The sequence below is a fragment of the Embleya sp. NPDC008237 genome (assembly GCF_042956465.1).
Taxonomy (GTDB): Bacteria; Actinomycetota; Actinomycetes; order Streptomycetales; family Streptomycetaceae; genus Embleya.
Genome location: NZ_JBIBGL010000012.1, coordinates 224,050 through 250,696 on the forward strand (window position 1 = coordinate 224,050; position 26,647 = coordinate 250,696).

At 68.9% G+C, this 26,647-nt stretch carries 21 protein-coding genes; 18 read left to right on the top strand and 3 right to left on the bottom strand.

The window, feature by feature from the left end; all coding sequences use genetic code 11:
• Positions 1–66 precede the first annotated feature (66 nt).
• The gene (locus ACFZBU_RS29675; protein WP_391586746.1) at positions 67–876 is read right to left on the bottom strand and encodes a hypothetical protein; all 810 of its coding nucleotides are present in this window, start codon (positions 874–876) and stop codon (positions 67–69) included.
• A 201-nt stretch (positions 877–1,077) separates the two neighbouring features.
• On the opposite strand from ACFZBU_RS29675, the gene typA reads away from it, so the two are divergent.
• The 11 genes from typA (at position 1,078) to ACFZBU_RS29730 (ending at position 16,104) form a co-directional block, all read left to right on the top strand.
• Positions 1,078–2,943 carry a translational GTPase TypA gene (gene typA / locus ACFZBU_RS29680; protein WP_391586747.1) on the top strand — a complete coding sequence of 622 codons (1,866 nt, stop codon included), beginning with the start codon at positions 1,078–1,080 and terminating at the stop codon, positions 2,941–2,943.
• A gap of 325 nt (positions 2,944–3,268) precedes the next feature.
• Complete coding sequence (locus tag ACFZBU_RS29685) at positions 3,269–4,312, top strand: ABC transporter permease (RefSeq protein ID WP_391586748.1); 1,044 nt, start codon at positions 3,269–3,271, stop codon at positions 4,310–4,312.
• 132 nt (positions 4,313–4,444) lie between these two features.
• The gene (locus ACFZBU_RS29690) at positions 4,445–6,208 is read left to right on the top strand and encodes an ABC transporter substrate-binding protein (protein WP_391586749.1); all 1,764 of its coding nucleotides are present in this window, start codon (positions 4,445–4,447) and stop codon (positions 6,206–6,208) included.
• Between the two features lie 130 nt (positions 6,209–6,338).
• Entirely contained in the window at positions 6,339–7,325 is a 987-nt protein-coding gene (locus ACFZBU_RS29695) for an ABC transporter permease (RefSeq protein ID WP_391586750.1), read from the top strand.
• Between the two features lie 13 nt (positions 7,326–7,338).
• Positions 7,339–8,559 (top strand): oligopeptide/dipeptide ABC transporter ATP-binding protein, encoded by a 1,221-nt coding sequence (locus ACFZBU_RS29700; protein WP_391586751.1) that lies wholly within the window; start codon positions 7,339–7,341, stop codon positions 8,557–8,559.
• Positions 8,560–8,604: 45 nt separating this feature from the next.
• Positions 8,605–9,738: an ABC transporter ATP-binding protein gene (locus ACFZBU_RS29705; protein ID WP_391586752.1), complete on the top strand. Its 1,134-nt coding sequence runs from the start codon at positions 8,605–8,607 to the stop codon at positions 9,736–9,738.
• Positions 9,739–10,231: 493 nt separating this feature from the next.
• Positions 10,232–11,878 carry an ABC transporter substrate-binding protein gene (locus ACFZBU_RS29710; RefSeq protein ID WP_391586753.1) on the top strand — a complete coding sequence of 549 codons (1,647 nt, stop codon included), beginning with the start codon at positions 10,232–10,234 and terminating at the stop codon, positions 11,876–11,878.
• 158 nt (positions 11,879–12,036) lie between these two features.
• Complete coding sequence (locus ACFZBU_RS29715; protein ID WP_391586754.1) at positions 12,037–12,966, top strand: ABC transporter permease; 930 nt, start codon at positions 12,037–12,039, stop codon at positions 12,964–12,966.
• Positions 12,959–13,969 (top strand): ABC transporter permease, encoded by a 1,011-nt coding sequence (locus ACFZBU_RS29720; RefSeq protein ID WP_391586755.1) that lies wholly within the window; start codon positions 12,959–12,961, stop codon positions 13,967–13,969. The genes ACFZBU_RS29715 and ACFZBU_RS29720 overlap by 8 nt, the downstream gene beginning before the upstream one ends.
• Before the next feature lie 16 nt (positions 13,970–13,985).
• Positions 13,986–15,029 carry an ABC transporter ATP-binding protein gene (locus tag ACFZBU_RS29725; protein ID WP_391586756.1) on the top strand — a complete coding sequence of 348 codons (1,044 nt, stop codon included), beginning with the start codon at positions 13,986–13,988 and terminating at the stop codon, positions 15,027–15,029.
• Entirely contained in the window at positions 15,022–16,104 is a 1,083-nt protein-coding gene (locus ACFZBU_RS29730; RefSeq protein WP_391586757.1) for an ABC transporter ATP-binding protein, read from the top strand. The genes ACFZBU_RS29725 and ACFZBU_RS29730 overlap by 8 nt, the downstream gene beginning before the upstream one ends.
• An 89-nt stretch (positions 16,105–16,193) precedes the next feature.
• Here ACFZBU_RS29730 and ACFZBU_RS29735 read toward each other — a convergent pair whose 3' ends face one another.
• Positions 16,194–18,326 (bottom strand): prolyl oligopeptidase family serine peptidase, encoded by a 2,133-nt coding sequence (locus ACFZBU_RS29735; protein WP_391586758.1) that lies wholly within the window; start codon positions 18,324–18,326, stop codon positions 16,194–16,196.
• A 206-nt stretch (positions 18,327–18,532) separates the two neighbouring features.
• Between ACFZBU_RS29735 and ACFZBU_RS29740 the strand changes: the two genes are divergently transcribed.
• The 5 genes from ACFZBU_RS29740 to ACFZBU_RS29760 all read left to right on the top strand — a co-directional run bounded on the left by ACFZBU_RS29740 (position 18,533) and on the right by ACFZBU_RS29760 (position 24,053).
• Entirely contained in the window at positions 18,533–18,733 is a 201-nt protein-coding gene (locus tag ACFZBU_RS29740; protein ID WP_391586759.1) for a DUF2304 domain-containing protein, read from the top strand.
• Positions 18,734–18,880: 147 nt separating this feature from the next.
• Positions 18,881–19,501 carry a class I SAM-dependent methyltransferase gene (locus tag ACFZBU_RS29745; RefSeq protein ID WP_391586760.1) on the top strand — a complete coding sequence of 207 codons (621 nt, stop codon included), beginning with the start codon at positions 18,881–18,883 and terminating at the stop codon, positions 19,499–19,501.
• Positions 19,502–19,560: 59 nt separating this feature from the next.
• Positions 19,561–20,463 carry an N-acetyl-1-D-myo-inositol-2-amino-2-deoxy-alpha-D-glucopyranoside deacetylase gene (mshB, locus tag ACFZBU_RS29750; protein WP_391586761.1) on the top strand — a complete coding sequence of 301 codons (903 nt, stop codon included), beginning with the start codon at positions 19,561–19,563 and terminating at the stop codon, positions 20,461–20,463.
• A gap of 10 nt (positions 20,464–20,473) precedes the next feature.
• The gene (locus ACFZBU_RS29755; RefSeq protein WP_391586762.1) at positions 20,474–20,866 is read left to right on the top strand and encodes a DUF6113 family protein; all 393 of its coding nucleotides are present in this window, start codon (positions 20,474–20,476) and stop codon (positions 20,864–20,866) included.
• 355 nt (positions 20,867–21,221) lie between these two features.
• On the top strand, positions 21,222–24,053 hold the full coding sequence (locus tag ACFZBU_RS29760; protein ID WP_391586763.1) for a VanW family protein: 2,832 nt from the start codon (positions 21,222–21,224) through the stop codon (positions 24,051–24,053).
• A gap of 76 nt (positions 24,054–24,129) precedes the next feature.
• On the opposite strand, the gene ACFZBU_RS29765 is transcribed toward ACFZBU_RS29760, so the two are convergent.
• Positions 24,130–24,849 (bottom strand): hypothetical protein, encoded by a 720-nt coding sequence (locus ACFZBU_RS29765; RefSeq protein WP_391586764.1) that lies wholly within the window; start codon positions 24,847–24,849, stop codon positions 24,130–24,132.
• A 91-nt stretch (positions 24,850–24,940) separates the two neighbouring features.
• On the opposite strand from ACFZBU_RS29765, the gene ACFZBU_RS29770 reads away from it, so the two are divergent.
• Together ACFZBU_RS29770 and ACFZBU_RS29775 are read left to right on the top strand one after the other, a co-directional pair.
• The gene (locus tag ACFZBU_RS29770; RefSeq protein WP_391586765.1) at positions 24,941–25,891 is read left to right on the top strand and encodes an ABC transporter ATP-binding protein; all 951 of its coding nucleotides are present in this window, start codon (positions 24,941–24,943) and stop codon (positions 25,889–25,891) included.
• Positions 25,888–26,616 (top strand): ABC transporter permease, encoded by a 729-nt coding sequence (locus ACFZBU_RS29775; RefSeq protein WP_391586766.1) that lies wholly within the window; start codon positions 25,888–25,890, stop codon positions 26,614–26,616. Before ACFZBU_RS29770 ends, ACFZBU_RS29775 begins: the two co-directional genes overlap by 4 nt.
• Positions 26,617–26,647 lie beyond the last annotated feature (31 nt).

Sequence of the window (26,647 nt, forward strand, 5' to 3'; positions counted from 1 at the left end):
ATCGAATTCCGGTGATCAGGTCGAACGGGGTTCGAACCTCTCGGCGAGGCTCGGGAAAGTCGAGGTTTAACGATCTTCCGAGCGCAATGTGGCGGCCGGGCTGGATTCCACCCGGGCGCGGGTCGCGGCGATGCGCGGACGGCCCGGAAGAATCCCCTCCGCTTCCACGAGCGCCGCGCGGGCGGCGGTGATGTCGCCCGCGGCGCAGACACACAGGGCGAACGTGCACAAGGCGTCGGCGTGACCGGCGCGAGACGACCGCTTTTCCGTCGCGACGAGGCGTTTGGCGGCTCGTACCGCCTTCGTCGCATTTCCGTGCAGCACCATCAGCAGCGGCTCCTCGTCCTCGGACTCGAAGCGGATGGTCGCGCCCGACGGGTGCCGGTAGGAGTCCTCGGGCTTGCGCAGGGCCTCCTCGGCGGCGGCCAGGTTGTCCGCGAGCGGCACCGTGCCCATGATGAGCGCCTGCACCATCACCTCGCCGAACAACGCGCGACCGGTGTCCCAGGCGGGATGGCTCGGACCGATGCGGTCCAGATAGGCCCGCGCGACCGCCGCCGCGGCGGCGTCGTCCGCGTGCGCCTCCAGCGCCTGGACCCGCGCGAAAGTGCGATAGGGCTCACTTTCGGGGCCCTCGGGGATGAGATCGGCCAATTGTTCGACCATTGCGACATCGCCGTCGCGATAGGCCTCGGTGGCCCGCTCGTAGAGCAGTCGGGCTCGCCCCGCCGGGGTGCCCTGGTCGGACGGTGGAGGCGTCGCGTCGGCCCCCATATCGGCCGGAACAGGTCCAAAAGTCCCGTCCGGCCGGTCCGCGGCCCGCCTGGACCACCGTTTGCGGATGCGCTCGTTGAAAGATTCGCCAGACTCGCTCACACCTACGGATTCTGCCCTGTGGGGGCCTCGAACGGCGGCCGGCGGGCTCCGGGACCGAGCGCAGGACGCTCCTCCCCGTACGATTGACCTTGGCGCCGAGGAGGCAGGCCGGTTCGCGCGATGCTCATCGCGCGGCTGAGGAGGCTCGCGGTCGCCGGCCCGTCCGTAGCATCCCCGACTGAAGCCGAGAGACACGCAGCCGTGCCCACGCGCCATGACATCCGCAACGTCGCCATCGTCGCCCACGTCGACCACGGCAAGACCACCCTCGTCGACGCCATGCTGAAGCAGGCGGGCACGTTCAGTGCCCACCACCAGATGGACGATCGGGTGATGGACTCCAACGACTTGGAGCGCGAGAAGGGCATCACCATTCTCGCGAAGAACACCGCCGTCGCCTATCACCCCAAGGACGGTGGCCCCACGGTCACCATCAACATCATCGACACGCCCGGCCACGCCGACTTCGGCGGAGAGGTGGAGCGCGGTCTGTCGATGGTGGACGGTGTCGTGCTGCTCGTCGACGCTTCGGAAGGCCCGCTTCCGCAGACCCGTTTCGTGCTCCGCAAGGCGCTCGCGGCGAAGATGCCGGTCATCCTGTGCATCAACAAGGTCGACCGTCCCGACTCGCGCATCTCCGAGGTCGTCGACGAGACCTACGAGCTGTTCATGGACCTGGACGCGACCGAGGAGCAGATCGAGTTCCCCATCGTCTACGCGTGCGCGCGGGACGGTGTGGCCACCCTCGTGCGCCCCGCGGACGGTTCCGTGCCGACCGACAGCGACAGCCTGGAGCCGTTCTTCCAGGCCATCCTGGACTCCATCCCCGCCCCGGAGTACGAGGAGGGCGCGCCGCTCCAGGCGCACGTGACCAACCTGGACGCGTCCAACTTCCTCGGCCGGATCGCGCTGTGCCGCGTGCACCAGGGCACCATCCGCAAGGGCCAGCAGGCCTCGTGGTGCCGGCACGACGGCACCATCGAGCGGGTCAAGATCACCGAGCTGCTGATGACCGACCAGCTCGAGCGCAAGCCCGCCGAGTCGGCCGGCCCCGGTGACATCATCGCCATCGCCGGCATCCCGGACATCATGATCGGCGACACCATCGCCGACGCCGAGGACCCGCGTCCGCTGCCGCTGATCACGGTGGACGAGCCCGCGATCTCGATGACCATCGGCACCAACACCTCGCCGCTGGTCGGCAAGGGCGGCAAGGGCCACAAGGTCACCGCGCGCCTGGTGAAGGACCGCCTGGAGCGCGAACTGGTCGGCAACGTGTCGCTGCGCGTGCTGCCCACCGAGCGTCCCGACACGTGGGAGGTCCAGGGCCGCGGCGAGCTCGCGCTGGCGATCCTGGTCGAGACCATGCGCCGGGAGGGCTTCGAGCTCACCGTCGGCAAGCCGCAGGTGGTCACCCGCGAGGTCAACGGCAAGATCCACGAGCCGGTGGAGCGCCTGACCATCGACTCGCCCGAGGAGTACCTCGGCGGGATCACCCAGCTCCTGGCGTCCCGCAAGGGCCGTATGGAGACCATGACCAACCACGGCACCGGCTGGATCCGGATGGAGTTCGTGGTGCCCGCGCGCGGCCTGATCGGCTTCCGCACCGAGTTCCTCACGGACACCCGGGGCACCGGCATCGCGCACAGCGTGCACGAGGGCTACGAGCCGTGGTTCGGCGAGATCCGGACCCGCAACAACGGCTCCCTGGTCGCCGACCGGGCGGGTGTCGCGACGCCGTTCGCGATGATGAACCTGCAGGAGCGCGGCCAGATGTTCGTCGAGCCGACGACCGAGGTGTACGAGGGCATGATCGTCGGCGAGAACTCGCGCGCCGACGACATGGACGTCAACATCACCAAGGAGAAGAAGCTCACCAACATGCGCTCGTCGACCTCCGACGAGACCGAGAAGCTGATCCCGCCGCGCAGGCTCTCGCTGGAGCAGGCGCTGGAGTTCTGCCGCGAGGACGAGTGCATCGAGGTGACCCCGGAGACCGTGCGCATCCGCAAGGTCGTTCTCGATCAGAAGGAGCGTGGCCGCACGGCCTCGCGCGCCAAGCGCTGATCGGTTGACGGTCGCCGTCGAGCGACCCGAAACGAGCCGGTGACCTGCGGTCGAACCCGCAGGTCACCGGCTTTTCGCATGCTGAGACCAAGTCGATATCTTTGCCCGGTTATATTCGTTATGTTGGCTATGTGCGCGAAATAATCGGTCAATAATCGATCAACTTCGAAGTTTTAAAGAAACGTAAATGTTAATTACTTTTCGTTTCAAGGTTTACTCTGACTGCCTCTTGACGTCCGGGTAATTGGGTTGCGAGAGTCCGTGCGGCCACCAAACCAAACGGCACTCGGTCGAACCCGACCTCACCTCGGGGGTATTTGCGGCAATGACCATGCAACCCCAGCTGGTCCCGGAAGCGGGCGGACCCCCGGCTTCAGGGGAACCCGGCGCGATGCTCGACAAAACGGGCGTCGGCGCCGTACCGAAAGAGATAGTGGGGCGCTCGCCGAGCCAACTGGCCTGGCGGCGCTTTCGCAAGGATCGTATCGGTATGGTCTCGACGGCCATAGTGATTTTCTTTTTCGTGATCGCTTTTGCCGCGCCCTTGATCTCCAAGCTGTACGGCAAGGACCCTTACACGCGTTACGGCCAGACCGAGCCCGGGCTGCTCAACTCTCGCGGCTTCCCGATCGCGCCCAACGGTGGCATGTCCGGGGACTACTGGTTCGGCATCGAGCCGACGCTGGGTCGGGACGTGCTGACCCAACTCGTCTACGGCATCCGGACGTCCCTGCTGCTCGCGATCATCGTGGTCCTGATCGTCACGATCACCGGCACCATCCTGGGGATCACGGCCGGCTACCTCGGCGGCCGGACCGACTACGTGATCAGCCGCGTCATCGACACCCTCCTGGCGATGCCCTCGCAGCTCTTCTTCATCGCCTTCACGCCGATCGCCCTCGCGCTGTTCGTGAGCGACCGCGAGACCACGCCGACCTGGCTCAGGGCCACCGCGCTGATCATCGTGCTGTCGCTCTTCGGCTGGACCCGGATCGCCCGGATCCTGCGCGGGCAGGTGTTGTCGATGCGTGAACGCGAGTTCATCGAAGCCGCCAAGATCAGCGGCGCGAGCTCCAGGCGGATCATCTTCCGCGAGCTCCTGCCCAACCTGTGGACCCCGATCCTGATCGTGGCGACGATCGAGGTGCCGACCTACGTCACCACCGAGGCCGCGCTCTCCTTCCTCGGTGTCGGCATGACGGAGCCGACCCCCGACTGGGGCCGGATGATCCACAAGGGCTTCGAGAACATGCAGAGCGACGTCACCTACATGGCCTTCCCGGCCGCCGCGATGGTGATCTTCGTGCTCGCCTTCAACCTCTTCGGCGACTCGGTTCGCGACGCACTGGACCCCAAGGCCAACCGGTGACCGAGCACGGTCGCCTCCCGGGTCGACGCGCATAAACCGCATCCCGTCGCGGCCTTCAAGTCTGCTTCTGGCACTTCCTGCATGTCGTAAAGCACAGCCGGGTGAACCCGGATTTTCTGATGAGGGGATTACATGAAAACGTCGGGGAAGCACCGGTTCGCCGCGTTGCTCGCAGTGGGGGCCCTCGCGGCCTCGGCATCCGCGTGCAGCAGCGGTGGCGGGGACGAGAAGGAAGAGCAGGGCAAGCCGCAGGCCAAGACCGCGGCGGTCTCCGTGGGTACGGCCGCGGACTCGAAGGGGCCCGCTCCCGAGATCCCCGGGGCCAAGAAGGGCGGGGTCGCCGGCGTCCTCAACCGCAGCGGCTTCTCCCACCTCGACCCGCAGCGCGCGTACGTCAGCAACCTGATGACCATCTCCGAACTGGTCTCCCGGCGCCTGACCTTCTACAAGAAGGAGGGCGACAAGACCACGCTCGTGGGTGACCTGGCCACCGACCCGGGCACCACCACCGACGGTGGCAAGACCTGGAAGTTCACCCTGAAGGACAACCTCAAGTACGAGGACGGTTCGCCGATCGTCGCGGCGGACGTCAAGTACGGCGTGGAGCGCTCCTTCCACAAGGCCTACAACCAGGGCCCCAAGTGGGTGCAGCAGTGGCTGACGGGCAGTGAGAACTACTTCGAGGTCTACGAGGGCCCGTTCAACGGCAAGGAGTTGGGCCCGGACAAGATCGAGGTGCCCGACGCGAAGACGATCATCTTCAAGTTGACCGAACCGCACCCCGACTTCCCCTTCGCGGTCGCCATGGGCACCTCTTCGCCGATGCCCAAGGCCAAGGAGACCAAGGACGACAACGACCGCAAGCCGTTCGCGAGCGGTCCGTACAAGGTCACCACGCACGAGCCGGACAAGGCACTGGTCCTGGACAAGAACACGAACTGGGATCCGGCCACCGACGCGATCCGGCACCAGTACGTGGACCAGTTCAAGTTCGAGCTCGGGGTCACGGCTCCGCAGCAGTTCCAGCGGCTGACCGCCGCGGCCGGCAGTGACGCCGCCGCGTTCACCCTGAACGAGCGCCCCGACGCCAACTTCGCGCAGCAGATCGCGACCGACCCGGCACTGAAGAACCGGGTCACCGACGCCGTGGGCCCGTACACGAACCGCTGGGACATCAACAACAAGCGCATCACCGACGTCAACGTCCGCAAGGCGATGCTGACCGCGTTCCCGCGCAACTCGGCCCGACTGGCCGAGGGCGGCCCGACCGCCGGCGACTTCGCGAACTCGCTCGCGTCGGTCACCCAGCTCGGTTTCGCGCCCTACAAGAGCCTGTTCGACGGTCTGCCGCCGGACGGTGACCAGGCCAAGGCCAAGCAGATGCTGGAAGCGGCGGGCAAGGTCGGCCAGAAGGTCGTCTTCTGCTTCACCACCTCGAAGACCCAGCAGGAGCGCGCGCTGCCCATCATCGACTCGCTGAACAAGGCGGGCTTCCAGATGGAGCGCAAGGAGATCTCCGACAAGGAGTACTACGACGTCATCGGCAAGCTGGACACCCCCTGCGACCTGTACTGGGCCGGCTGGGGCGCGGACTGGCCGACCGGCGCCACCGTCTACACCCCGGTCTTCGACGGCCGCAAGATCGTCGACGACGGTGAGAACTACTCGCAGTACAACAACCCGAGCGTGAACACGGAGATCGACCGGATCCTCAAGATCGCGGACGTGAACCAGCAGGCCGTCGAGTGGATGAAGCTGGACCAGAAGATCATGGAAGACGTGCCGACGATCCCGTACCTGTACCAGCGGCACCGTCTCGTCTACGGCCCGCAGATCGGTGGGGCCGGATTGAACACCCACGGTGCGATCGACCTGCACAACATCTTCGTCAAGTAGTAGCCGTCAGCCCCTCTTCCGGTTGATCCGACGGTGAAGCGTTCGGTCCGGGACCCCGAGGTCGGGGTCCCGGACCGAACGCGACGGGACGGATCACCCTCTGGGCACATCGCGGAGGAAGCCCGGCCTCATGCTTCGATTCCTGGTCCGTCGGCTGATCGGCGTAGTGGCGATCCTGCTCGTCGTCAGCGGCATCACCTTCTATCTCTTCTTCGCGGCCTCCGGCGCCGACGACGTCGTACGACTTTCGTGCGGTCGCAACTGCACCCCGGAGATGCGCGAAGTCGTCCGGCAGAACCTCGGCCTGGACAAACCCCTCATCGAACAGTTCTGGATCTTCATCTCGGGGATCTTCACGGGGCGCACCATCGGCGACAAGGTGTGCGACGCGCCGTGCCTGGGCTACTCGTTCGCCAACAACGAGAACGTCTTCGACAAGTTGGCCGACCGATTCCCCGTGACCCTGTCGCTCGCGATCGGTGCGATCGTGCTGAGCATCGGGATCGGCATCGGGATGGGCGTGTTGGCCGCGCTCAAGCGCGGCAAGGCCACGGACAAGGTGACCACCGGTGTCGCGCTGCTCAGTGGCTCCGCCCCGATCTACGTGCTGGGCCCGCTGTTCATCTACGTCTTCGTCCAGCAACTCGGATGGCTCGACCGCCCGACGGACCCCCCATCGTTCTTCGGTGATCCCGGAGGATGGGTATCCGCGTTGCTGCTGCCGTGGGTGTGTCTGATGACGATCCATATGGCGATGTACTGCCGCCTCACCAGATCCACCATGGTCGACGTGTTGTCCGAGGACTACGTCCGAACACTCAAGGCCAAGGGTCTGTCCGGCCGCAGCGTCTACCTCAAACACGCCTTCCGCGGCGCGCTCAGCCCGATCGTCACCGTCCTGGGCGTCGACATCGGCGTCCTGATGAGCGGCACGATCATCACCGAGTCCACCTTCAGCCTGCACGGCATCGGCATGCTCGCGGTGACCTCGGTGGTCGACTCGGACCTGCCGATGATGATGGGCGTGGTGATGGTCGCGGCCACCTTCACGATGCTCGCGAACCTCGCCGTGGACATGGCGTACGCGGCCATCGACCCCCGGGTGCGGCTGTCATGACGGGCGGCCCGCGATGAGACTGCGCCGCAGCGCGGCCACGAGCCCCGCTCCCTCCGGAGCGTCCACCAAGCCCACCACGGCCGCGGCATCCAGGGATGCCACGGTCTCCGACGAACAGGCCCGGGAGCAGGACATGGCCGCCGGCACCGACACCACCGACGGCACCCCGAGTCTGGTCAAGCAGCGGGATTCGAGCGGATCCGGCGACCGACCCGACGCGTTCCTGTCGGTCCGCGATCTCCAGGTCCACTTCAACACCGAGGACGGTGTGGTCAAGGCCGTCGACGGGTTGTCCTTCGACGTCGAGAAGGGCCGCACGCTCGGTATCGTCGGCGAGTCCGGATCGGGCAAGTCGGTCTCCTCGCTGACCATCCTGGGGCTGCACAACCGCGAGCGGACCAGGATCCACGGCGAGATCCGGTTCGACGGTCACGAGTTGGTCGGGATGCCCGAGCGCAAACTGCGCGACCTGCGCGGGCGACGGATCTCGATGATCTTCCAGGACCCGCTGACCGCGCTGTCGCCGTTCTACACGGTCGGCGAGCAGATCGCCGAGTCCTACCGCCGGCACACGGGCGCCAATCGGCACGACGCGCACGCGCGGGCCATCGAGATGCTGGACCGGGTCGGCATCCCCAACCCCAAGACCCGCGTGAACGACTATCCGCACCACTTCTCCGGCGGTATGCGCCAGCGCGCGATGATCGCGATGTCCCTCGTCTGCGACCCCGACCTGCTGATCGCCGACGAGCCGACGACCGCGCTCGACGTGACGGTCCAGGCGCAGATCCTCGATCTGTTGCGGGATCTCCAGGACGAGTTCGGCACCGCGATCCTGTTCATCACGCACGACCTCGGCGTGATCGCGTCGATGGCGCACGACGTGCTGGTGATGTACGCGGGGCGCAGTGTGGAGAAGGGCTCCGTGCGCGAGGTGCTGAAGAACCCCCGGCATCCGTACACGTGGGGGCTGCTGTCCTCGATGCCCAACCTGTCGGGCGACGTCGACATTCCGCTGCGGCCGGTGCGCGGCACCCCGCCGAGCCTGCTGGCGCCGCCCTCGGGTTGCCCGTTCCACCCGCGGTGCGACTACGTCGACGCGGTGGGCGGCGATCGCTGTTCGAGCGAGCGCCCGCCGCTCGCCCTGGTGGACGGCCGCGGCGCCGCGTGCCACCTCAGTGCCGAGGACAAGCAGCGGATCTTCATCGACGACGTCCGTCCGCTGCTCGGCTGACCGCCCCAGCCCGGCCGACGACGGTAGAAAGCAGGAGTAACGACGATGACCGAGACGATCAGCGAGTCCCCGGCGCCGACCCCGGACCCCGCGCCCGAGTCGCCCGGCGAGCCGCTGCTCGACGTGCGGGGCCTGGTCAAGTACTTCCCCGTCAAGGGGGGCGGTCTGGTCCGCCGCAAGATGCTGCACGTGCGCGCGGTGGACGGCATCGACCTGTCGGTCGCGGCGGGGGAGAGCGTGGGCCTGGTCGGCGAGTCCGGCTGCGGCAAGTCCACGACCGGCCGGCTGATCAGCCGGCTGCTCGAACCCTCCGGCGGCACGATCCGCTACGACGGCAAGGACATCACGCACGCCACCCGGCGGCAGATCGCGCCGATCCGCACCGAGATCCAGATGATCTTCCAGGACCCGTACTCGTCGCTGAACCCGCGACAGACGGTGGGCGCGATCATCGCGTCGCCGATGGAGGTCAACGGGATCGATCCGGAGGGTGGCCGAAAAAAGCGGGTGCAGGAGCTGCTGGAGCGGGTGGGGCTGAACCCCGAGCATTACAACCGCTTCCCGCACGAGTTCTCCGGCGGCCAGCGGCAGCGGATCGGCATCGCCCGCGCGCTGGCACTGCAACCGAGGCTGATCGTGGCCGACGAACCGGTCTCCGCGCTCGACGTGTCGATCCAGGCCCAGGTGATCAACCTGCTCCAGGGCCTGCAACGGGACATGGGCATCGCGTTCGTGTTCATCGCGCACGACCTCGCGGTGGTCCGGCACTTCTCCCAGCGGGTCGCGGTGATGTACCTCGGCAAGATCGTGGAGATCGCCGATCGCGCGTCGCTGTACTCGAACCCGCACCACCCGTACACGCACACGCTGCTGGCCGCGGTGCCGGAGGCGGACCCGGACAAGAGCGCGAACCGGACACGCGTGCACGCCTACGGGGACATGCCCAGTCCGATCAACCCGCCGTCGGGTTGCCGGTTCCGCACCCGCTGCCCCAAGGCGCAGGACGTGTGCGCGAACGAGGAGCCGCCGCTGATCGGCATCGAGACGCTGCTGGCGGGCCATCGCGTCGCGTGCCACTTCCCCGGACCACTGGAAGCCACCGCGAAAGCGGAGGAGACCATGCCCGAGGAGAGGATCGAAGCGGCCCTGGAAGCGGGGATCAGTTCCGACCCGGAGTAACGGCCGGTTGTTATAGCGCAGTCCCGAACGGGATGCCACCGATTTGGTGGCATCCCGTTCTTCGTGCTTTCCTGCAGGTCAGCTACGCGCGTTGAACCCGTTCGACCAGCGGGTCCGCGCCGTCGGGCCCGGGCGAGTGTCGTCACCCTCGGTAGCGTTTCTCGCCTGTCGAGACGAGGTAGGGGGCGTGCTATGGGTGTTCGTTCATCGGACTGTATGCTCCGGGCAGCGGTACATGGTGTCCGTTTGATACGGCTTCATTACTGGTCTCATATGTGCGGGTTTCGAGATTGATCACGGATTTACGTGATCAAACTGAAACCTGTAGGGGATTGGTCGAAGCCATTTGGTGACGGATAGTAGATCCGCTTGTGCTCGGAACCTGGTCACGCGCTCGGGGGCGCCGACTCTACGAGCAGCTGTGACGGAAGCTTCCCGATCGGGACGCCCCGTTGCACTTCACTTCGGTAGTGATTCCACGAGGAGGCAACCCATGCGCGGAACAACGCGCGTGAAGTGGGTCGTCGGCATGGCCGTTCTCGGCCTGGCGGCGACTGCGTGTGGCAGCAGCGATGACGACAAGGGCAGCAAGGGCGGTGGCGGCGGGCTTCCGGCCGGTTACTACTCCGCCAGCAGCACCGAGCCGCAGAACCCGATTCAGCCGGCGAACTCGAACGAGACCGGTGGGTTCTACCCGCTGCAGCTCATGTTCCGCGGTCTGTACACCTACGACTCCAAGACCGGCCAGCCCGTGCCGGCCATGGCGCAGTCGGTGGAGAGCCCGGACTCGACGAACTACACCGTGAAGCTCAAGCCGGGGTGGACCTTCCACAACGGCGAGCCGGTCACGGCGAAGTCCTTCGTCGACGCGTGGAACTGGGGCGCCAACTCCGACAACAAGCAGATCAACTCGAGCTGGTTCGCCAAGATCGAGGGCTACGACGCGGTGCACCCGGAGAACGGTGCGCCGACGACCAAGGAGATGTCCGGCCTCAAGGTGGTGGACGACAACACGTTCACCATCAAGCTCACGCAGGCCGTCTCGTCCTTCAAGGCGAGCCTCGGTTACGTGGTCTACTCGCCGCTGCCGCAGGAGTTCTTCAAGGACCCCAAGAAGTACGGCGAGGCGCCGATCGGCAACGGTCCGTTCCAGCTGGACACCGCCAACGGCGGCTGGAACCACAAGAAGTCGATCACCGTGAAGAAGTACGACAAGTACGCCGGTGACGACAAGCCGAAGTCCAACGGTGTGCGTCTGGACATGTACACCACGTACGACGCCGCCTACACGGCGCTGCGCGACAACAAGCTCGACGTGATCGACCAGATCCCGACGTCGGCCGTGGGCAGCTTCAAGAAGGACCTGGGCGACCGCGCGATCGAGGCTCCGCAGTACTCGATCCAGAAGATCGGCTTCCCGCTGTACGACGCCGGCTGGGGCGCGCCGGGCAAGGAGAAGGTCCGCCAGGGCCTGTCCATGGCGATCGACCGGGCGAGCATCGTCAAGGCGATCTACAAGGGCGCCGAGCAGCCGGCGACCGACTGGCTGGCCCCGAACATCCCGGGTTACAGCAAGGACATCACCGGCGACCTGACCAAGTACGACCCCGCGAAGGCTCGCGAGCTGGTCACGGCCGGCGGCGGCATCCCCGGTGGCAAGCTCACGATCGCCACGAACGCGGACGGCCCGCACAAGGAATGGGTCACCGCGGTCTGCAACAGCATCAACGAGGCGCTGAAGCAGCCGGGCGCCTGTGAGCCGAAGCTGTACCCCGAGTTCAGCGTGGCGCGCAAGGACATCACCGAGAAGAAGATGACCGGCGCGTACCGCACCGGCTGGCGTGGGGACTACCCGTTCCCGGACAACTTCCTCGCCGACATCTACCTGACCGGTGCCGCGTCCAACGACTCCGGCTACTCCAGCCCGGTCTTCGACGACCTGGCCAAGCGTGCGATGGCCGCCCCGGACCAGACCGAGGGTGTCAAGCTCTGGCAGCAGGCCGAGCAGCAGATGGCGAAGGACGTTCCGTCCATCCCGCTGTGGTACTACGTGACCAAGGGCGGCTCCTCGACCAAGGTCTCCAACGTCCAGTTCGACCCCTACGGCAACCCGGTCTTCACCGAGGTCACCGTCAAGTAGTGATCCGGATATGACCCGGCACTGACATCGGTCCGGCCGCACCCTGGGTGCGGCCGGACCTTGCCGGTGGCGGGCCGGGCCGGCGACGTGCGATCCACGGCGCCGGTCGCTGGTCCGATCCCTCGCTTCGGGCCGACGACGACAGCAGGAGGCTGGCAATGGGGCGATATGTCGTACGGCGACTGCTCCAGATGATCCCGGTGTTCATCGGGACCACGTTCTTGATCTATTACATGGTGTATCAGCTGGGTGGCGACCCCATCGCGGCCATGTTCGGCGACAAGGGTGCCGACCCTGTCTTCGTGCGCCAGATGCGGGAAGAGTTCCACCTGAACGACCCGCTGATCGTGCAGTACTGGTACTACATCACCGACCTGCTCCATGGTGATTTCGGGACGAGCTTCAACGGCCGTCCCGTCGCCGACGAACTCAAGCGGGCCTTCCCCGTGTCGATCCGGCTCGCGATGATCGCATTTGCGATCGAGGTCGTCGTCGGTGTCGGTCTGGGCCTGCTGTCCGGCCTGCGCCGCGGCAAGTTCGTCGACACGCTCGTTCTCGCCGGCACGCTCGTGGTCATCTCGATCCCGGTCTTCGTGCTCGGCACCGTCGCCCAGTTCTGGCTGGGTTCGGAGTGGGGCATCTTCGAGGCCACCGCCACCGTGGGCGACGCGACCTGGAGTCAGCTCCTGCTGCCGGGCATCGTGCTCGGCTCGCTTTCCTTGGCCTTCGTCGCCCGACTCACCCGGACCAGCGTCGCGGAAAACATGCGCGCCGACTACGTCCGCACGGCGACCGCCAAGGGTCTTCCGCGCCGTCGGGTGGTCACCCGCCACCTGCTGCGCAACTCGCTCATCCCCGTGGTGACGTTCCTCGGTGCGGATCTCGGTGCCCTGATGGCCGGCGCGATCGTGACCGAGGGCATCTTCAACGTCGACGGTGTCGGCCGCCTGATCTACCTCGCGGTCACCAAGCACGAGAGCTCGACAGTGGTCGGCGCGGTGGCGGCATTGGTGATGATCTATCTGGTCATGAACCTGATCGTCGACCTGCTGTACGCCGTCCTGGACCCGAGGATCCGGTATGCCTGACATGAACAAGCAGCAGCGCGAACAACTGGCGACCAGCAGCGACGAGCAGCCGCAGTCGGCCATCGAGCTGCCGGGGATGCTGCTCGCGGACGAAGAGGGCACCACGCTGGAGAAGCGCGGCGCGTACTCCGCACCGGACGTGCAGGGACCGCAGGACAAGCCCCGCGGAGCCTGGGCCGAGGCGTGGCGCGAGCTGCGCAACAGCCCGAGCTTCTACGTGTCGGGCGTGCTGCTGCTCTTCCTGGTGTTCATGGCGGCCTTCCCGGGTGTGTTCACCGACATCGACCCGCGGCACTGCCCGATCCTGGACACCAACAAGGACCCGTCCGGCGACCACTGGTTCGGGACCAACGTGCAGGGTTGCGACGTGTACGCGCGCACCGTCTACGGTGCCCGCGCCTCGATCATCGTCGGCGTCGCCACGACCGCGCTGATCGTGGTCATCGGCGGTCTCGTCGGTGCGCTGTCGGGCTACTTCGGCGGCTGGCTGGACACCATCCTGGCCCGCATCACGGACATCTTCTTCGGCATCCCGCTGCTGTTGGCGGCGCTGGTGTTCATGAGCTCGGTCAAGGACCGCACCGTGTGGACCGTGGTGGCCGCGCTCGGTGTCTTCGGCTGGATGCAGATCGCGCGCATCATGCGCGGCTCGGTGATCACGGTGAAGAAGTCCGACTACGTGGTGGCCGCCAGGGCGCTCGGCGCCGGCACCCCGCGCATCCTGGGTCGACACGTGCTCCCGAACGCGATCGCCCCGGTGATCGTGGTCGCGACCATCTCGCTCGGCACCTTCATCGCCACCGAGGCGACGCTGTCCTTCCTGGGCATCGGGCTGCCGCCCACCGAGATCTCGTGGGGTGCGGACATCAGCTCCGCGACCACCGCGCTGCGCGACTCGCCGTACCAGCTGATCTTCCCGTCGATCTTCCTCTCGGTCACGGTGTTCAGCTTCATCCTGCTCGGCGACGCGGTGCGCGACGCCCTCGACCCGAAGCTCCGCTGAGGGAGGGGACAGACAAGTGACGACGATCGACACGAAGAACAAGCCCGAGGGCTCGGGCTCGGCCGCCGCCGCGCCGCTGCTCGAAGTGGACAACCTCCACGTCGAGTTCCGCACCCGCGACGGCGTGGCCAAGGCGATCAACGGTGTCTCGTACGACGTCAGCGCGGGCGAGACGCTTGCGGTGCTCGGCGAGTCCGGGTCCGGCAAGTCGGTGACCGCGCAGACGATCATGGGCATCCTGGACATGCCGCCGGGGCACATCACCGGCGGTGAGATCCGCTTCCACGGCAAGGACATGCTCAAGATGTCCAAGGAGGAGCGCCGGAAGATCCGCGGCCAGAAGATCTCGATGATCTTTCAGGACGCGCTCTCCGCGCTCAACCCGGTGTACTCGGTGGGCTTCCAGCTCGCCGAGATGTTCACCGTGCACCGCGGGATGTCCAAGAAGGACGCCAAGCTCAAGTCCATCGAGTTGATGGACCAGGTGCGCATCCCGGCCGCCAAGGACCGGGTGAACGACTACCCGCACCAGTTCTCCGGCGGTATGCGCCAGCGGATCATGATCGCGATGGCGCTCGCGCTGGACCCCGAGCTGATCATCGCGGACGAGCCGACCACCGCGCTCGACGTGACCGTGCAGGCGCAGGTGATGGACCTGCTCGCGGAACTCCAGCGCGAGCGCAACATGGGTCTGATCCTGATCACCCACGACCTCGGCGTGGTCGCCGACGTCGCGGACAAGATCGCGGTCATGTACGCGGGCCGGATCGTCGAGCAGGCGCCGGTGCGCGAGCTGTACCGGCAGCCGACCCACCCGTACACCAAGGGTCTGCTCGAGTCGATCCCGCGGCTGGACCACAAGGGTCGCGAGTTGTACGCGATCAAGGGCCTGCCGCCGAACCTGATGCGCATCCCGTCCGGCTGCGCGTTCAACCCGCGCTGCCCGTATGCGCAGGACGTGTGTCGCAGCGAGATTCCGCCGCTGCACGAGATCTCGGTCGGGCGTGGCAGCGCATGCCACTTCTGGGAGACCGTGATGGAGGGAGAAGTCCGTGACTGAGTCCCCGAGCGGCGCGACCGCCGCCGACCTGCGCAAGGTCGTCAAGCCGGTGACGCAGGGCGAGCCGATCCTTCAGGTGCGGGGGCTGGTCAAGCACTTCCCGATCACCCAGGGCATCCTCTTCCAGAAGAAGATCGGCGCCGTCAAGGCCGTCGACGGCGTCACCTTCGACCTGATGAAGGGCGAGACCCTCGGTCTCGTCGGCGAGTCGGGTTGTGGCAAGTCCACGGTCGCCCGGCTGCTGATGAACCTGGAGTCGATCACCGCGGGCAGCGTGCTCTACAAGGGCGACGACCTGGCGAAGTTGTCCGGTCGCGCGCTCAAGGCGGTGCGTCGCAACATCCAGATGGTCTTCCAGGACCCGTACACGTCGCTGAACCCGCGGATGACGGTCGCCGACATCATCGGCGAGCCGTACGACATCCACCCCGAGGTCGCGCCCCGGGGCGACCGCAAGCGGCGGGTACAGGAACTGCTCGAGCTGGTGGGTCTGAACCCGGAGCACATCAACCGGTATCCGCACCAGTTCTCCGGCGGTCAGCGCCAGCGCATCGGGATCGCCCGGGGCCTCGCGCTCAACCCGGAGATCATCATCGCGGACGAGCCGGTCTCCGCACTGGACGTGTCGGTGCAGGCGCAGGTGGTCAACCTGCTGGAGAAGCTGCAGAACGAACTGGGTCTGTCGTACCTGTTCATCGCGCACGACCTCTCCGTGGTGCGGCACATCTCGGACCGCGTCGCGGTGATGTACCTCGGGCGGATCGCCGAGATCGGCACCGATGCGCAGATCTACGACCACCCGACGCACCCGTACACCCAGGCACTGCTGTCCGCGGTGCCGGTGCCGGACCCGGACGGCCGCGAGCACCGCGAGCGGATCATCCTCACCGGTGACGTGCCGTCGCCGGCGAACCCGCCCTCGGGCTGCCGGTTCCGCACCCGCTGCTGGAAGGCGCAGGACATCTGCGCCGAGCAGGAGCCGTTGCTGGAGATCCGCAAGGGCCTCTCCGGACTGGGTGCGCACGACAGCGCGTGCCACTTCGCCGAGGAGAAGGACATCGTCGGCGCGGCCTGACCCGCGTCCCGACGCCGCAGCGCCCGCCGTTCCCGATCGGGAACGGCGGGCGCTGCGGCGTGTGGCGGCTCGTGTCGCTCGCCGGTGGGTCAGTCGGTCGCGGGACGCGCCAGCGCGCGGCGCAGGAAGTCGACCTGAAGGAGCAGGAGGTTCTCCGCGACCTGCTCCTGCGGCGTCATGTGGGTGACGCCGGACAGCGGCAACACCTCGTGCGGGTAGCCCGACGCGAGCAGGCTGCTGCTCAGCCGCAGCGTGTGCGCCGCGACCACGTTGTCGTCGGCGAGACCGTGCACCAGCATCAGCGGCCGACGGGTCGTCGGCTGCTCGCCCGCCCGGCCGGCGGTGACCAACGAGTTCCGCCGGTAGGCGTCCGGCTGTTCGGCCGGCAGGCCGAGGTAGCGCTCGGTGTAGTGCGTGTCGTAGAGCTCCCAGTCGGTGACCGGCGCGCCGGCGACCGCCGCGTGGAAGACGTCCGGACGGCGCAGCACGGCCAGCGCCGCCAGGTAGCCGCCGTAGGACCAGCCCCGGATACCCACCCGCGTGGTGTCCAGCCAGGGCCGCTCGGCGGCGACCGCCGCCAGGGCGTCCACCTGGTCCTGGAGGGTGACCGGGCCGAGGTCGAGGTGGACCGACTTCTCCCACTCGGGGGAGTGGCCGGGAGTGCCGCGGCCGTCCGCGACCAGCACCGCGAAGCCCTGGTCGGCGAACCACTGCGAGGTCAGGTGCGGGTTGCGCGCGGCGAGCACCCGCGGGCCGTGCGGGCCGCCGTACGGGTCCAGCAGGATCGGCAGCCGCTCGCCGGAGGCGGGGTCGAACCCGGTCGGCAGCAGCAGTGCGCACGGGATGTCGCGGGCACCGGCGCGGAGCAGCTCGACCCGCGCGGTGAGCACGGGGGTGGCCGCGTGCGAGGTGATCTCGGCGAGCTCGGCCCCGGCGCGGTGCACGGTGACCCGGGCGCCGAAGCGGTCGAGCGAGGAGGACAGCAGCACGGTGGTGTCGCCGGAGCGCACCGCGTTGTGTACGCCGGGCTCGGTGCTCACCCGGGTGACCCCGTCGGCGGCGACCCGGTACACGTGGATCTCGCCGATCTCGGGATCGCTCGCGTCGGTGCCGGCCGATGCGGTGATCAGCACGTCCTCGTCGGCGATGTCCAGGATCGAGCGCACGAACAGACGCCGGTCGGTCAGCTCCTTGTCCGCGACCACCACGCGGCGCGCGCCGTCGGCGTCCGCCAGCCGGACCAGCCGGCCGTCCGGCGTCCACGCGGGCACGCCCGGGACCAGGTCGATCCACACGTCGTCGGTTTCGGCGTGCAGCTCGCGGGTGGTCCCGGCGGCGACGTCGACGGCGAGGGTGAGCAGGCGCTTCTGGTCGCGCGGCTGCACGCTCAGCAGCGGATCGCCGCCGGCCGACCAGTGCACGCTCGCCAGGTAGGGGTATGCCGCGCGATCCCAGGTCAGTTCGGTACGGCTGCCGTCGAGGCCGATCAGCCACGCGGTGACATCGGCGTTGGGGGTGCCGGCCGCGGGATAGGCGACCCGGGTCGGCGCACCGGCCGGGTTGGCCGGGTCGCTGATCCACCAGCGGTCCACCGGCGCGTCGTCCACCCGCGCGACGATCAGCGCGGAGCCGTCGGGGGCCCACCAGTAGCCCCGGAAGCGGGACATTTCCTCGGCGGCGATGAACTCGGCCAGGCCCCAGACGACGTCGTCGCCGTCGGGCTCGGCGAGCGCGGTGTCCCCGGAGCCGTCGACGGCCACGACGCGCAGGGCGCCGCCCGCCGCATAGGCGATGTGCGTGCCGGTCGGGGAGGGACGCGGATCGATCACCGGGCCGGGCACGGTCAGCTCGCGCGGGGCCTCCCCGGTGGCGAGGGAGACGGCGAACAGCCGGCCCGAAAGGGTGAAAGTCGCCAGATCGCCGGCGCTGTCGAGCGCGTAGCCGACGATGCCGGCCGCCCCCTCGCGACTGCGTTCGCGCCGGGCCCGCTCCTCGGCGGAGAGATCCTCGGCCGCGCCGCCGAGGAGCACCGCGGGATCGGCCACCAGGCGCTCGACGCCGGTCTCGGGATCGAGCGTCCACAGGCACGTGGTGGGGTCGTCGGCGGCCTTGGACCGCAGGAAAGTGATCCGGCCGTCGGCGATGCCGAAGCTGCGCGGAGCGCCTTGGGTGAAGCGCTGCGTGCGGGCGTATTGCCGGGGAAATGTGATCTCCGAGCTCATGCGCCACAGCGTACGTGGCGGTGAGGTCGAGGGAAGGGGAGACCGAGGGAGAGTGCGGACGCCCGTACGAACACCACCTCACGCCCGCTGAACGAGTGAACGCTGTTCGTGATCGCCGGCTTACAGTCTGTGTGTAGACATGTCCCTTTGGGTCCGCCGGCCGGCTTCCCCGAGCAAGCCGCGAACCCCCTGCGCACAGGAGGTGCGTGACTGTGGTGGTGTCCGTCTCCGCCGTGCTGCTGCTCGGTGTCACCGTCGTCTTCTTCGTCCGAAAGTCCGCGCTCAGGCCCGTCCACGCGATCACCTGCACGCTGCTCGGCTTCTATCTGTCGACGACGTCGATGGCGCCCTCGATCCGAGACGCGGGGATGAGCTTCGCCGGAGTGGTGAACGGGATCCACTTCTGAACGGGATTCGTTTCCGAGCGGGTGCCGTCGACGCGGGTTCGGGGGCGCTTCCGGGCCGATTCACCGCCGTTGTGGTGTACGGAATCCGGGTGTGATCGCGGGCTCGCCGGGCCGGGTGGCGGGTCGGGCTTTGTAGGCTCGTCTGCCATGACCAATCGATGGCTGGCCAATACCGGCGGCACCCGTGGGCCCGAGTACGCCGAGCGGTTTCGCAGGCTCGCCGCCGAAGGGCGGGACATGCACGGCGAGGCGCGGTTCTGCGACGCGCTGCTGGCCGAGCCCGCCCGCGTGCTGGACGCGGGGTGCGGGACGGGTCGGGTGGCGATCGAGCTGGCCCGGCAGGGCCACGAGGTGGTCGGCGTCGACCTGGACGCCTCGATGCTGGCCGAGGCCGAGGCGGCGGCGCCCGGACTGACCTGGGTGCTCGACGACCTCGCCGACCTGGACCCGCTGCCGCTCGGCGGCCGCGGCAGCTTCGACCTGGTGGTGGCCGCCGGCAACGTGATGATCTTCCTGACCCCGGGCAGCGAGGCCGAGGTCGTGCGCACGCTGGCCACGATGTTGCGGCCGGGCGGGATCCTGGTCGCCGGCTTCAGCCTCACGGGCGGTCCCGACGGGGTCGGGGCCACCATCGACGTCGACCGGTACGAGGCCGCGTGCGCGGCGGCCGGCCTGACCCGCCGCACCCGGTACGCCGGCTGGGCGCGCGAGCCCTGGATCGACGGCGGTGACTACGTGGTGGCCGTGCACGCGCGGCCGACCGGCTGAGCCCGCGGCCGCGGGCCCGGCCCGCCGGGCACCCGGCTCGGCTGCGTAGGCTGTCGAGCATGACCGAACGCACTGCCGAGAGCCCGCTGCGCCTGTTGCTCGTCCACGCCCACCCGGACGACGAAGTGATCAACAACGGCGCGTCGATGGCGCGCTACGCGGCCGAGGGTGTGCACGTCACGCTCGTCACATGCACGCTCGGTGAGGAGGGCGAGATCCTGGTGCCCGAACTGGCTCACCTGGCGGCCGACCGCGAGGATGCGCTCGGTCCGCATCGGATGACCGAGATCGCCGACTCGATGAAGGCGCTCGGCATCTCCGACCAGCGCTTTCTGGGCGGCCCGGGCCGCTACCGCGACTCCGGGATGATGGGCGTGCCGAGCAACGACCGGCCCGACTGCTTCTGGCAGGCCGACGTCGACGAGGCCGCGGCGCACCTGGTGCCGGTGATCCGCGAGGTGCGCCCGCAGGTGCTGGCCACCTACGACGAGCGCGGTGGCTACGGCCACCCGGACCACATCCAGGCCCACCGGGTGGCGCTGCGCGCCGCCGAGTTGGCCGCCGATCCGACCTTCGCCGAGGGCGAGGGCGAGTCCTGGACGATCGCGAAGATCTACTACAACGTGATGCCCCGGTCGATTCTCAAGGCCGGCATCGAGCGGATGATCGAGGCCGGCCAGGACGTGCCGTTCACCGTGGTCGAGGTGGACGAGTTGCCGTTCGCGGTGGACGACGACCAGGTCACCACCGCCGTGGACGCGGGCGACCATGTGGGTGCGAAGTTCGATGCGCTGCGGGCCTATCCCACCCAGGTCTCGGTGGAGGAGGGCTTCTTCGCGCTGTCCAACAACATCGGCCAGAGCATCATGTCGGTCGAGCACTATCGACTGGTCCGCGGCGAACTCGGGCCCACCGGCCCGGACGGCCGCGAGGACGACCTGTTCGCCGGACTGCGCCCGTAAGGTAGCCCTCGTGCCAGAGAAAGCCGGCCGCATCGCGGCATACGTCGTGCTGTTCCTGCTCGGCGTGGTGATCGCCTTCATCGGGGCGTTCACCCAGGCGGCCTACCCGCCCGCCGGGCTGATCGTCGCGCTCGCGGGCAGCGGCGGGCTGTTCGTCGCGGGCGGTTCGCTGCTCAAGACGAAGGCAGGCGCCGCGGTACCGGTCGCCGGCTGGATGCTGACCGTGCTGTGGTTGGCGAGCTGGACCAAGCCCGAGGGCGACTGGATCTTCGTCAGCGGGGTCCTGTCCTACATCTACCTGCTCGGTGGCACGATCTTCGGTGTGGCCGCAGCCACTTACCCCTGGGGCGGCATCAAACCCGTCCTTCTTTCGGGTGAATCGGTGAAGACGCATACGAGGTGAGTTCCTTGCCCCGCCATGCTTGCCGACGGCGCGTGCTTCGAGGCAGGCGACGGTGCGGGGTAACGGTGTGGCAGGAGCGCAGTATTGTGGTTGCCGAGGTGCGGTGCGCGTCATGCCCTGTCCATGGGGCCGTCGCGGCCGACTCCTCTAGCCCGTCGTACCGGGCAACCTCGGTGGCCGAGTTCGTCCACTCGCTTTCGATGGGGAGCAGCAAAACCCTCGGAGGCGGTGTCACGACCCGCACACGGCGTGTGTCAACGCACCGCCGTCGCACTTTCCTGGATACCGTCCGACCCCGGGCGGGGGCGGCCGTGCGCCGCCACGCAACCTTCAGCTGTCGGAGAGCTCGTTCTTCGTGAGTAACGACCAGCCCCCCACGCCCGACGACCCGGGCGCGCAGCCGCGCCGTGACGATCTCGGCGGTGATCCGCATCCGTTCTTCGGACGGGTCGGCCGCCCGTCGCCGGCCGCGCCCGCTGCCCGTGAGCGATCCGCCGCGCCCGCGTCGTCTCCGCATCCATCCCCCGATCCGTTCGGGGACGACGACGAGTTCGCGTCGTGGTTCGACGACGAACCGCCCCGGCCCGCGCCCGTCGCGGGGCCGCCGGGTGGCTCGTCGTGGCCCAGCGCGGACGACGATGTGCCGCCCGTCGCGGAACCACCGCGGCAGGAGGCCCCGCCGCTGGGGCCCAACGGACTGCCGCAGCGCGTTCCCGGCGCCTCGGGAGCCAGGAGTCTGACGGCCGACGGTACGGGCGCGCCCGGTCCGGTGCCGTTCTCGGACGCGCCGCCGCCGGCGTTCGTACCGGGGCAGTCCGGGCAGCCGCCGCTCCACCGGAAACCGCCGCAGGGTCACTCCGGCGCGCCCGCCGCCCACGCGGGCGAGCGCGGCGCGGGCCTGGACGACGCCGGTTACGGCCCGCCGCCCGGGTCCGAGCCGTTCGCCCACCCGACCGGGCCGACCGACGCGGCGCCGGGCGAGGCGCCCCCGGAGAGCGGCGCGCTGCCGACCCGGGTGGGTCGGCGCCGGTTGATCGCCGGCTTCGGCACGCCCGAGGCCAACCCGGCGCCGGCTCCGCCGGCCGCGGAGTCGGACGCCGAATCGGATGCCGAGTCGGGCGACCAGACCATGACGACCCGGGTCAGCATCAAGATCCCCGGATCACGGCCGATCCCGCCGGTGGTGCTGCGCGGCCAGGCACCGCTGCCCTCGCAGGACCCACCGCGCTGGACGCGCGACGGCGAGGCGGACGGGCCGTACGAGTACCAGACGCGGCAGGAGCAGGACGCCGCCGACCACGGGTTCCCGCAGTACGGCACGACCGACGCGCACGCGGCGGACACCGGTGCGGCGCACCCCGACGACACCGGGGACCGCGCCGACGATCCGCGACCGGCGCCCGCCCGCCCGCGGCGGCGCAAGCCGAAGGCGCTGATCGCGTGTGCGGCCGGGCTCGCCGTGCTGGGCGGGGTGTACGGCGCCTCGCTGGCCTATGCCGGCGGCGGGGTGCCGCGCGGCACCTCCGTGCTCGGCGTCAACATCGGCGGCCAGTCCCGCGACGAGGCGGTTCGTACGCTCGAACAAAAGCTCGGCGACCGCACCACCAAGCCGATCCGACTGACCCTGGCGGGCAAGCAGCTCCAGCTCGACCCGGCCGTGGCCGGACTGCTGCTCGACGCGCGTGCGACGGTCAGCGAGGCCTCGAAGGGCGGGATGAACCCGCTCACCTCGGTGCCGGCGATGTTCGGCAAGACCCGGGAGACGGCGCCGCGTACGGTCGTGGACCCGGTCAAGCTGGGGGCCCAGCTGGAGGCGCTCGCCGCCGAGGCCGGTGGCGCGCAGCTGGACGGTGGCATCACGTTCGCGGGTGGTCAGGCCGCCGCGGTCGCGCCGACCAAGGGCAAGGTGCTGGACACCGCCGCCGCGGTCAAGCTGGTCCAGGCCGCCTTCCTGCGCGGCGACGCTCCGGTCGAACTACCCACCAAGACCGCCGATCCGAAGGTCACCCAGGCCGAAGTGGACCGCGCGATGCGCGAGTTCGCGGTGCCCGCGATGTCCGGACCGGTCACCCTGACGGCCGGCACCAAGAGCATCAAGCTGACTCCGGCCGTGCTCGCGAAGTACCTCACGATGGTTCCGGACGGCAACGGCAGGCTCCAGCCCAAGATCGACGCGAACGGCCTGCAGGACGAACTGGGCCAGACCTTCTCCTCGGTCGGCGACAAGCCGAAGAACGCGACGTTCAAGGTCGAGGGCAAGTTGGCGGCCGGCGCCAAGGTGTCCGTCGTACCGTCCGTGGCGGGCAAGGGCGTCTCCGGTGCGACCGCGGCCGACGCGCTGCTGACGGTGCTGGCCAAGACGGGGACGGCCCGCACCGCGAAGGTCAACCTCGGCCCGATCGAGCCGGAACTGACCACCGAGGCGGCGAACAAGCTCGGCATCACCGAGGTGATGTCGACGTACACGACGAACTACCCGTTCGCCCCGTACCGGTTGACCAACATCCACCGGGCCGCCGACCTGATCACCGGCTCGGTGATCAAGCCCGGCGACACCTGGAGTCTGAACAAGACGGTCGGCGAGCGCACCGCGGAGAACGGCTTCGCCAAGGGCACGATCATCAACAACGGGCGCTTCCAGACCGACTTCGGCGGCGGCGTGTCGCAGGTGGCCACGACGACCTTCAACGCGGTGTTCTTCGCCGGGCTCAAGGACGTCATGCACCGCCCGCACAGCTTCTGGATCGACCGCTACCCGGCCGGTCGCGAGGCCACCGTGGCCTGGCCCTCGCTGGACCTGAAGTTCCAGAACGACTCCGGGAAGAACGTCTACCTGGAGTCCACGTACACCGACTCCACGGTGACGGTGACCCTGCTCGGCACGCGCCGGTTCGACGACATCAAGGCCGAGCCGGGCAGCAAGTACGACGTGGTCAAGCCCAAGTCGGTGGTGGACAAGTCGGCCGGCTGCGTGGAGCAGGCCGCCTCCGACGGGTTCAAGATCGACGTCACGCGGGTGTTCATCCAGGGCGGCAAGGAAACCGCGCGGGAGAAGTTCCACACCAAGTACGACCCGGCGGACAAGATCACCTGTGATCGCACCGGCGGCGCGGAGGGCGAGGGCCAGGGACGCACGGCGGATTCACCACCGCCGGGCGGGATGCCGGTGCGCGCCTCGGACGACTAGTGCCGCGCCCCGCACCGCACGACGCCGGACGGGCGCCTCGCCCGTCCGGCGTCGGTGTGTTCGGGGCCGGGTCCGGTCAGTCCGCGGGACGGCCCACGTCGCGGGACAGGTCCAGGGCCAGGAAGCGGTCCAGGTGGGCCAGCGCCTCGAACCGGGCGCCGGGCGCCAGCCCCTCGTCGCGGGCCAGTTCGAGCACCAGCCGGAGCGCCGTGCGGGTGTCCAGGTCGTCGTCGAGCGCCGCGTGGATCGGCTCCACCGCCTCGGCGGGCAGGGCCCGGGACGGGGACTCGGCGCACCGGGCCGTCCGGGCACGCAGCTCGGCGAGGGTGCGCTCGGCCTCGGCGGCCCCGAGATAGCCCTTCGGGTCGGCGCGCAGCGGCTCGTCCGCGGCCAGCGAGAGCAGCAGCAGGCGCAGCGTGAGCGGGTCCTCGGGATGCGGGACCGGGCGCCGCGGCGCCGTCTCGATCAACGCCGCCGGATGCAGCACGTGCACCCGGGCCCTCGGGCCCTGATCGCCGCTCTCGCCGATGTACAGGTCGATCGCGCCGTCCGGCTGCCCGGTGGTGGGCACCGGCATGTTGTACCGCCCGTAGCCCGCCGCGTCCGCAACCTGGGCGCGATACGGCAGCTGATGGATCGTCACGGTCAGCCGGTGCCGGCCCGCGACGCGGCGGAAGGTGTCGGCGAGGATCGCCGCGCGCAACGAGCGGCTCGGATACGCGACGCGCACCCGTCTGCCGATCGAGCTGGTCACGGGCTCGGACTTGCCGGTCTGGGAGTCGGTCAGTCGCACCATGCGCCCACGGTAGGCGCCCATGACATCTGTCATGGCGCGATCAGGAGGTTTCCCACTTCGCCGGGTCGGCGCCCGCCGCCACTGTTGATCCATGACGATCACGGCTGGAAAACAGACGACCGCGCCGGCCGTCGCGCTCAGCGGTGTGCGCAAGAGCTTCGGCGACCTGCGCGCCGTGGACGGTCTCGATCTGGAACTGCACCAGGGCGAGACGGTGGCACTCCTGGGCCCCAACGGCGCCGGCAAGTCCACCACGCTGGACCTGCTGCTGGGCCTGAGCCGGCCCACCGAGGGCACCGTCGCGCTGTTCGGCGGCGACCCGCGCGACGCGATCCGCCTGGGCCGGGTCGGCGCGATGTTGCAGAGCGGTGGCCTGATGCCGGACGTGACCGTCGGCGAGATGGTCCGGCTGGCCCGGGACCTGCACCCGCGCCCGTTGCCGCAGGCGGAGGTGCTGCGTCGGGCCGGAATCGAGGAACTGGTCGGCAAGAACGTCGCCAAGCTCTCCGGCGGTCAGGCCCAGCGGGTGCGCTTCGCGGTCGCCATCGCGGGCGAGGCGGACCTGATCGTGCTGGACGAGCCCACCACCGGCATGGACGTGGACAGCCGGCAGCGGTTCTGGGGGAGCATGCGCGAGCAGGCCGAGCTGGGTCGCACCGTGCTGTTCGCGACGCACTACCTGGAAGAGGCGGACAACGTCGCCGACCGGGTGCTCGTGCTGCACCGCGGCAAACTGCTCGCCGACGCGAGCGCGGCGCAGATCAAGGCCCGCGCGGGACTGCGCCGGATCGCCTTCGACCTGGCCGAGACGGTCGAGCGGTACGAGCCCACCCTGCGCGCGCTGCCCGGCGTGGTGCAGCTCGAACTCGGCGGCAACACGGTGCGCATGCGCAGCGACGACGCCGACGAGACGGTCGCCGCGATCTACGCCGCCGGTCTTCGGCCGCGCGACCTGGAGGTGGCCGGACTCGGCCTGGAGCAGGCGTTCCTGGCGATCACCCAGCAGGCGGACGAGGCGGAAGGCATGGAGATCGCGTCATGAGGACCCTGTTGAGGCTGGAGATCCTGCGGATGCTGCGCAACCGCCGGTACCTGATCTTCACGCTCGCCTACCCGGTCGCGATGTACCTGATCTTCGGCAGCCAGTCGGGTGATGTCGACGGCACCGACGTCGCCGCCTACATCATGGTGTCGATGGCCTCGTTCGGCGCGGTCGGCGCGACGCTCAGCGCGGGTGTGCAGCGGATCGCGGCGGAGCGGCAGAGCGGCTGGACCCGCCAGCTGCGGCTGACCACGCTGACCGGGCGGCAGTACGTGATCTCCAAGCTCGCGTCGGCGGCGGTGGTCGGCCTGCCCGCGATCGTGCTGGTGCTGTTCACCGGCTTCCTGCGCGGGGTCCGACTGGACCCGTGGCAGTGGGGCGTGCTCGTGATCGCGCTGTGGTTCGGCTCGTTCGTGTTCGCGGTGCTGGGGATCGGGCTGGGCTACCTGGTCGCGCCCGACTCCGCCCAGCCGGTGTTCATGCTGGTCTACCTGGGCATGGCGGTGCTCGGCGGGATGTGGGTCCCGTTGACCGGCTTCCCGCGACTCCTCCAGGACATCGGGCACGTGATGCCCACGTACCGGCTCGGCCAACTCGGCTGGGAGGTGCTGGCCGGACGGCATCCCCGGATCTCGGACATCGCGATCCTGGCGCTGTATCTGGTCGCGTTCACCGCGTTGGCGGCGTGGCGCTACCGTCGCGACGAGCAGAAGGTCGCGGCCTGAGTCCGGATCGCTCGGCACGGGATCTCTCGCA

Excerpts from the sequence above, each read along its gene's own strand:
- ACFZBU_RS29685 (WP_391586748.1), top strand. The coding sequence starts at position 3,269 with ATGACCATGCAACCCCAGCTGGTCCCGGAAGCGGGCGGACCCCCGGCT.
- ACFZBU_RS29690 (WP_391586749.1), top strand. The coding sequence starts at position 4,445 with ATGAAAACGTCGGGGAAGCACCGGTTCGCCGCGTTGCTCGCAGTGGGG.
- ACFZBU_RS29695 (WP_391586750.1), top strand. The coding sequence starts at position 6,339 with ATGCTTCGATTCCTGGTCCGTCGGCTGATCGGCGTAGTGGCGATCCTG.
- ACFZBU_RS29700 (WP_391586751.1), top strand. The coding sequence starts at position 7,339 with ATGAGACTGCGCCGCAGCGCGGCCACGAGCCCCGCTCCCTCCGGAGCG.
- ACFZBU_RS29705 (WP_391586752.1), top strand. The coding sequence starts at position 8,605 with ATGACCGAGACGATCAGCGAGTCCCCGGCGCCGACCCCGGACCCCGCG.
- ACFZBU_RS29710 (WP_391586753.1), top strand. The coding sequence starts at position 10,232 with ATGCGCGGAACAACGCGCGTGAAGTGGGTCGTCGGCATGGCCGTTCTC.
- ACFZBU_RS29715 (WP_391586754.1), top strand. The coding sequence starts at position 12,037 with ATGGGGCGATATGTCGTACGGCGACTGCTCCAGATGATCCCGGTGTTC.
- ACFZBU_RS29720 (WP_391586755.1), top strand. The coding sequence starts at position 12,959 with ATGCCTGACATGAACAAGCAGCAGCGCGAACAACTGGCGACCAGCAGC.
- ACFZBU_RS29735 (WP_391586758.1), bottom strand. The coding sequence starts at position 18,326 with ATGAGCTCGGAGATCACATTTCCCCGGCAATACGCCCGCACGCAGCGC.
- ACFZBU_RS29745 (WP_391586760.1), top strand. The coding sequence starts at position 18,881 with ATGACCAATCGATGGCTGGCCAATACCGGCGGCACCCGTGGGCCCGAG.
- mshB (WP_391586761.1), top strand. The coding sequence starts at position 19,561 with ATGACCGAACGCACTGCCGAGAGCCCGCTGCGCCTGTTGCTCGTCCAC.
- ACFZBU_RS29765 (WP_391586764.1), bottom strand. The coding sequence starts at position 24,849 with ATGGTGCGACTGACCGACTCCCAGACCGGCAAGTCCGAGCCCGTGACC.
- ACFZBU_RS29770 (WP_391586765.1), top strand. The coding sequence starts at position 24,941 with ATGACGATCACGGCTGGAAAACAGACGACCGCGCCGGCCGTCGCGCTC.
- ACFZBU_RS29775 (WP_391586766.1), top strand. The coding sequence starts at position 25,888 with ATGAGGACCCTGTTGAGGCTGGAGATCCTGCGGATGCTGCGCAACCGC.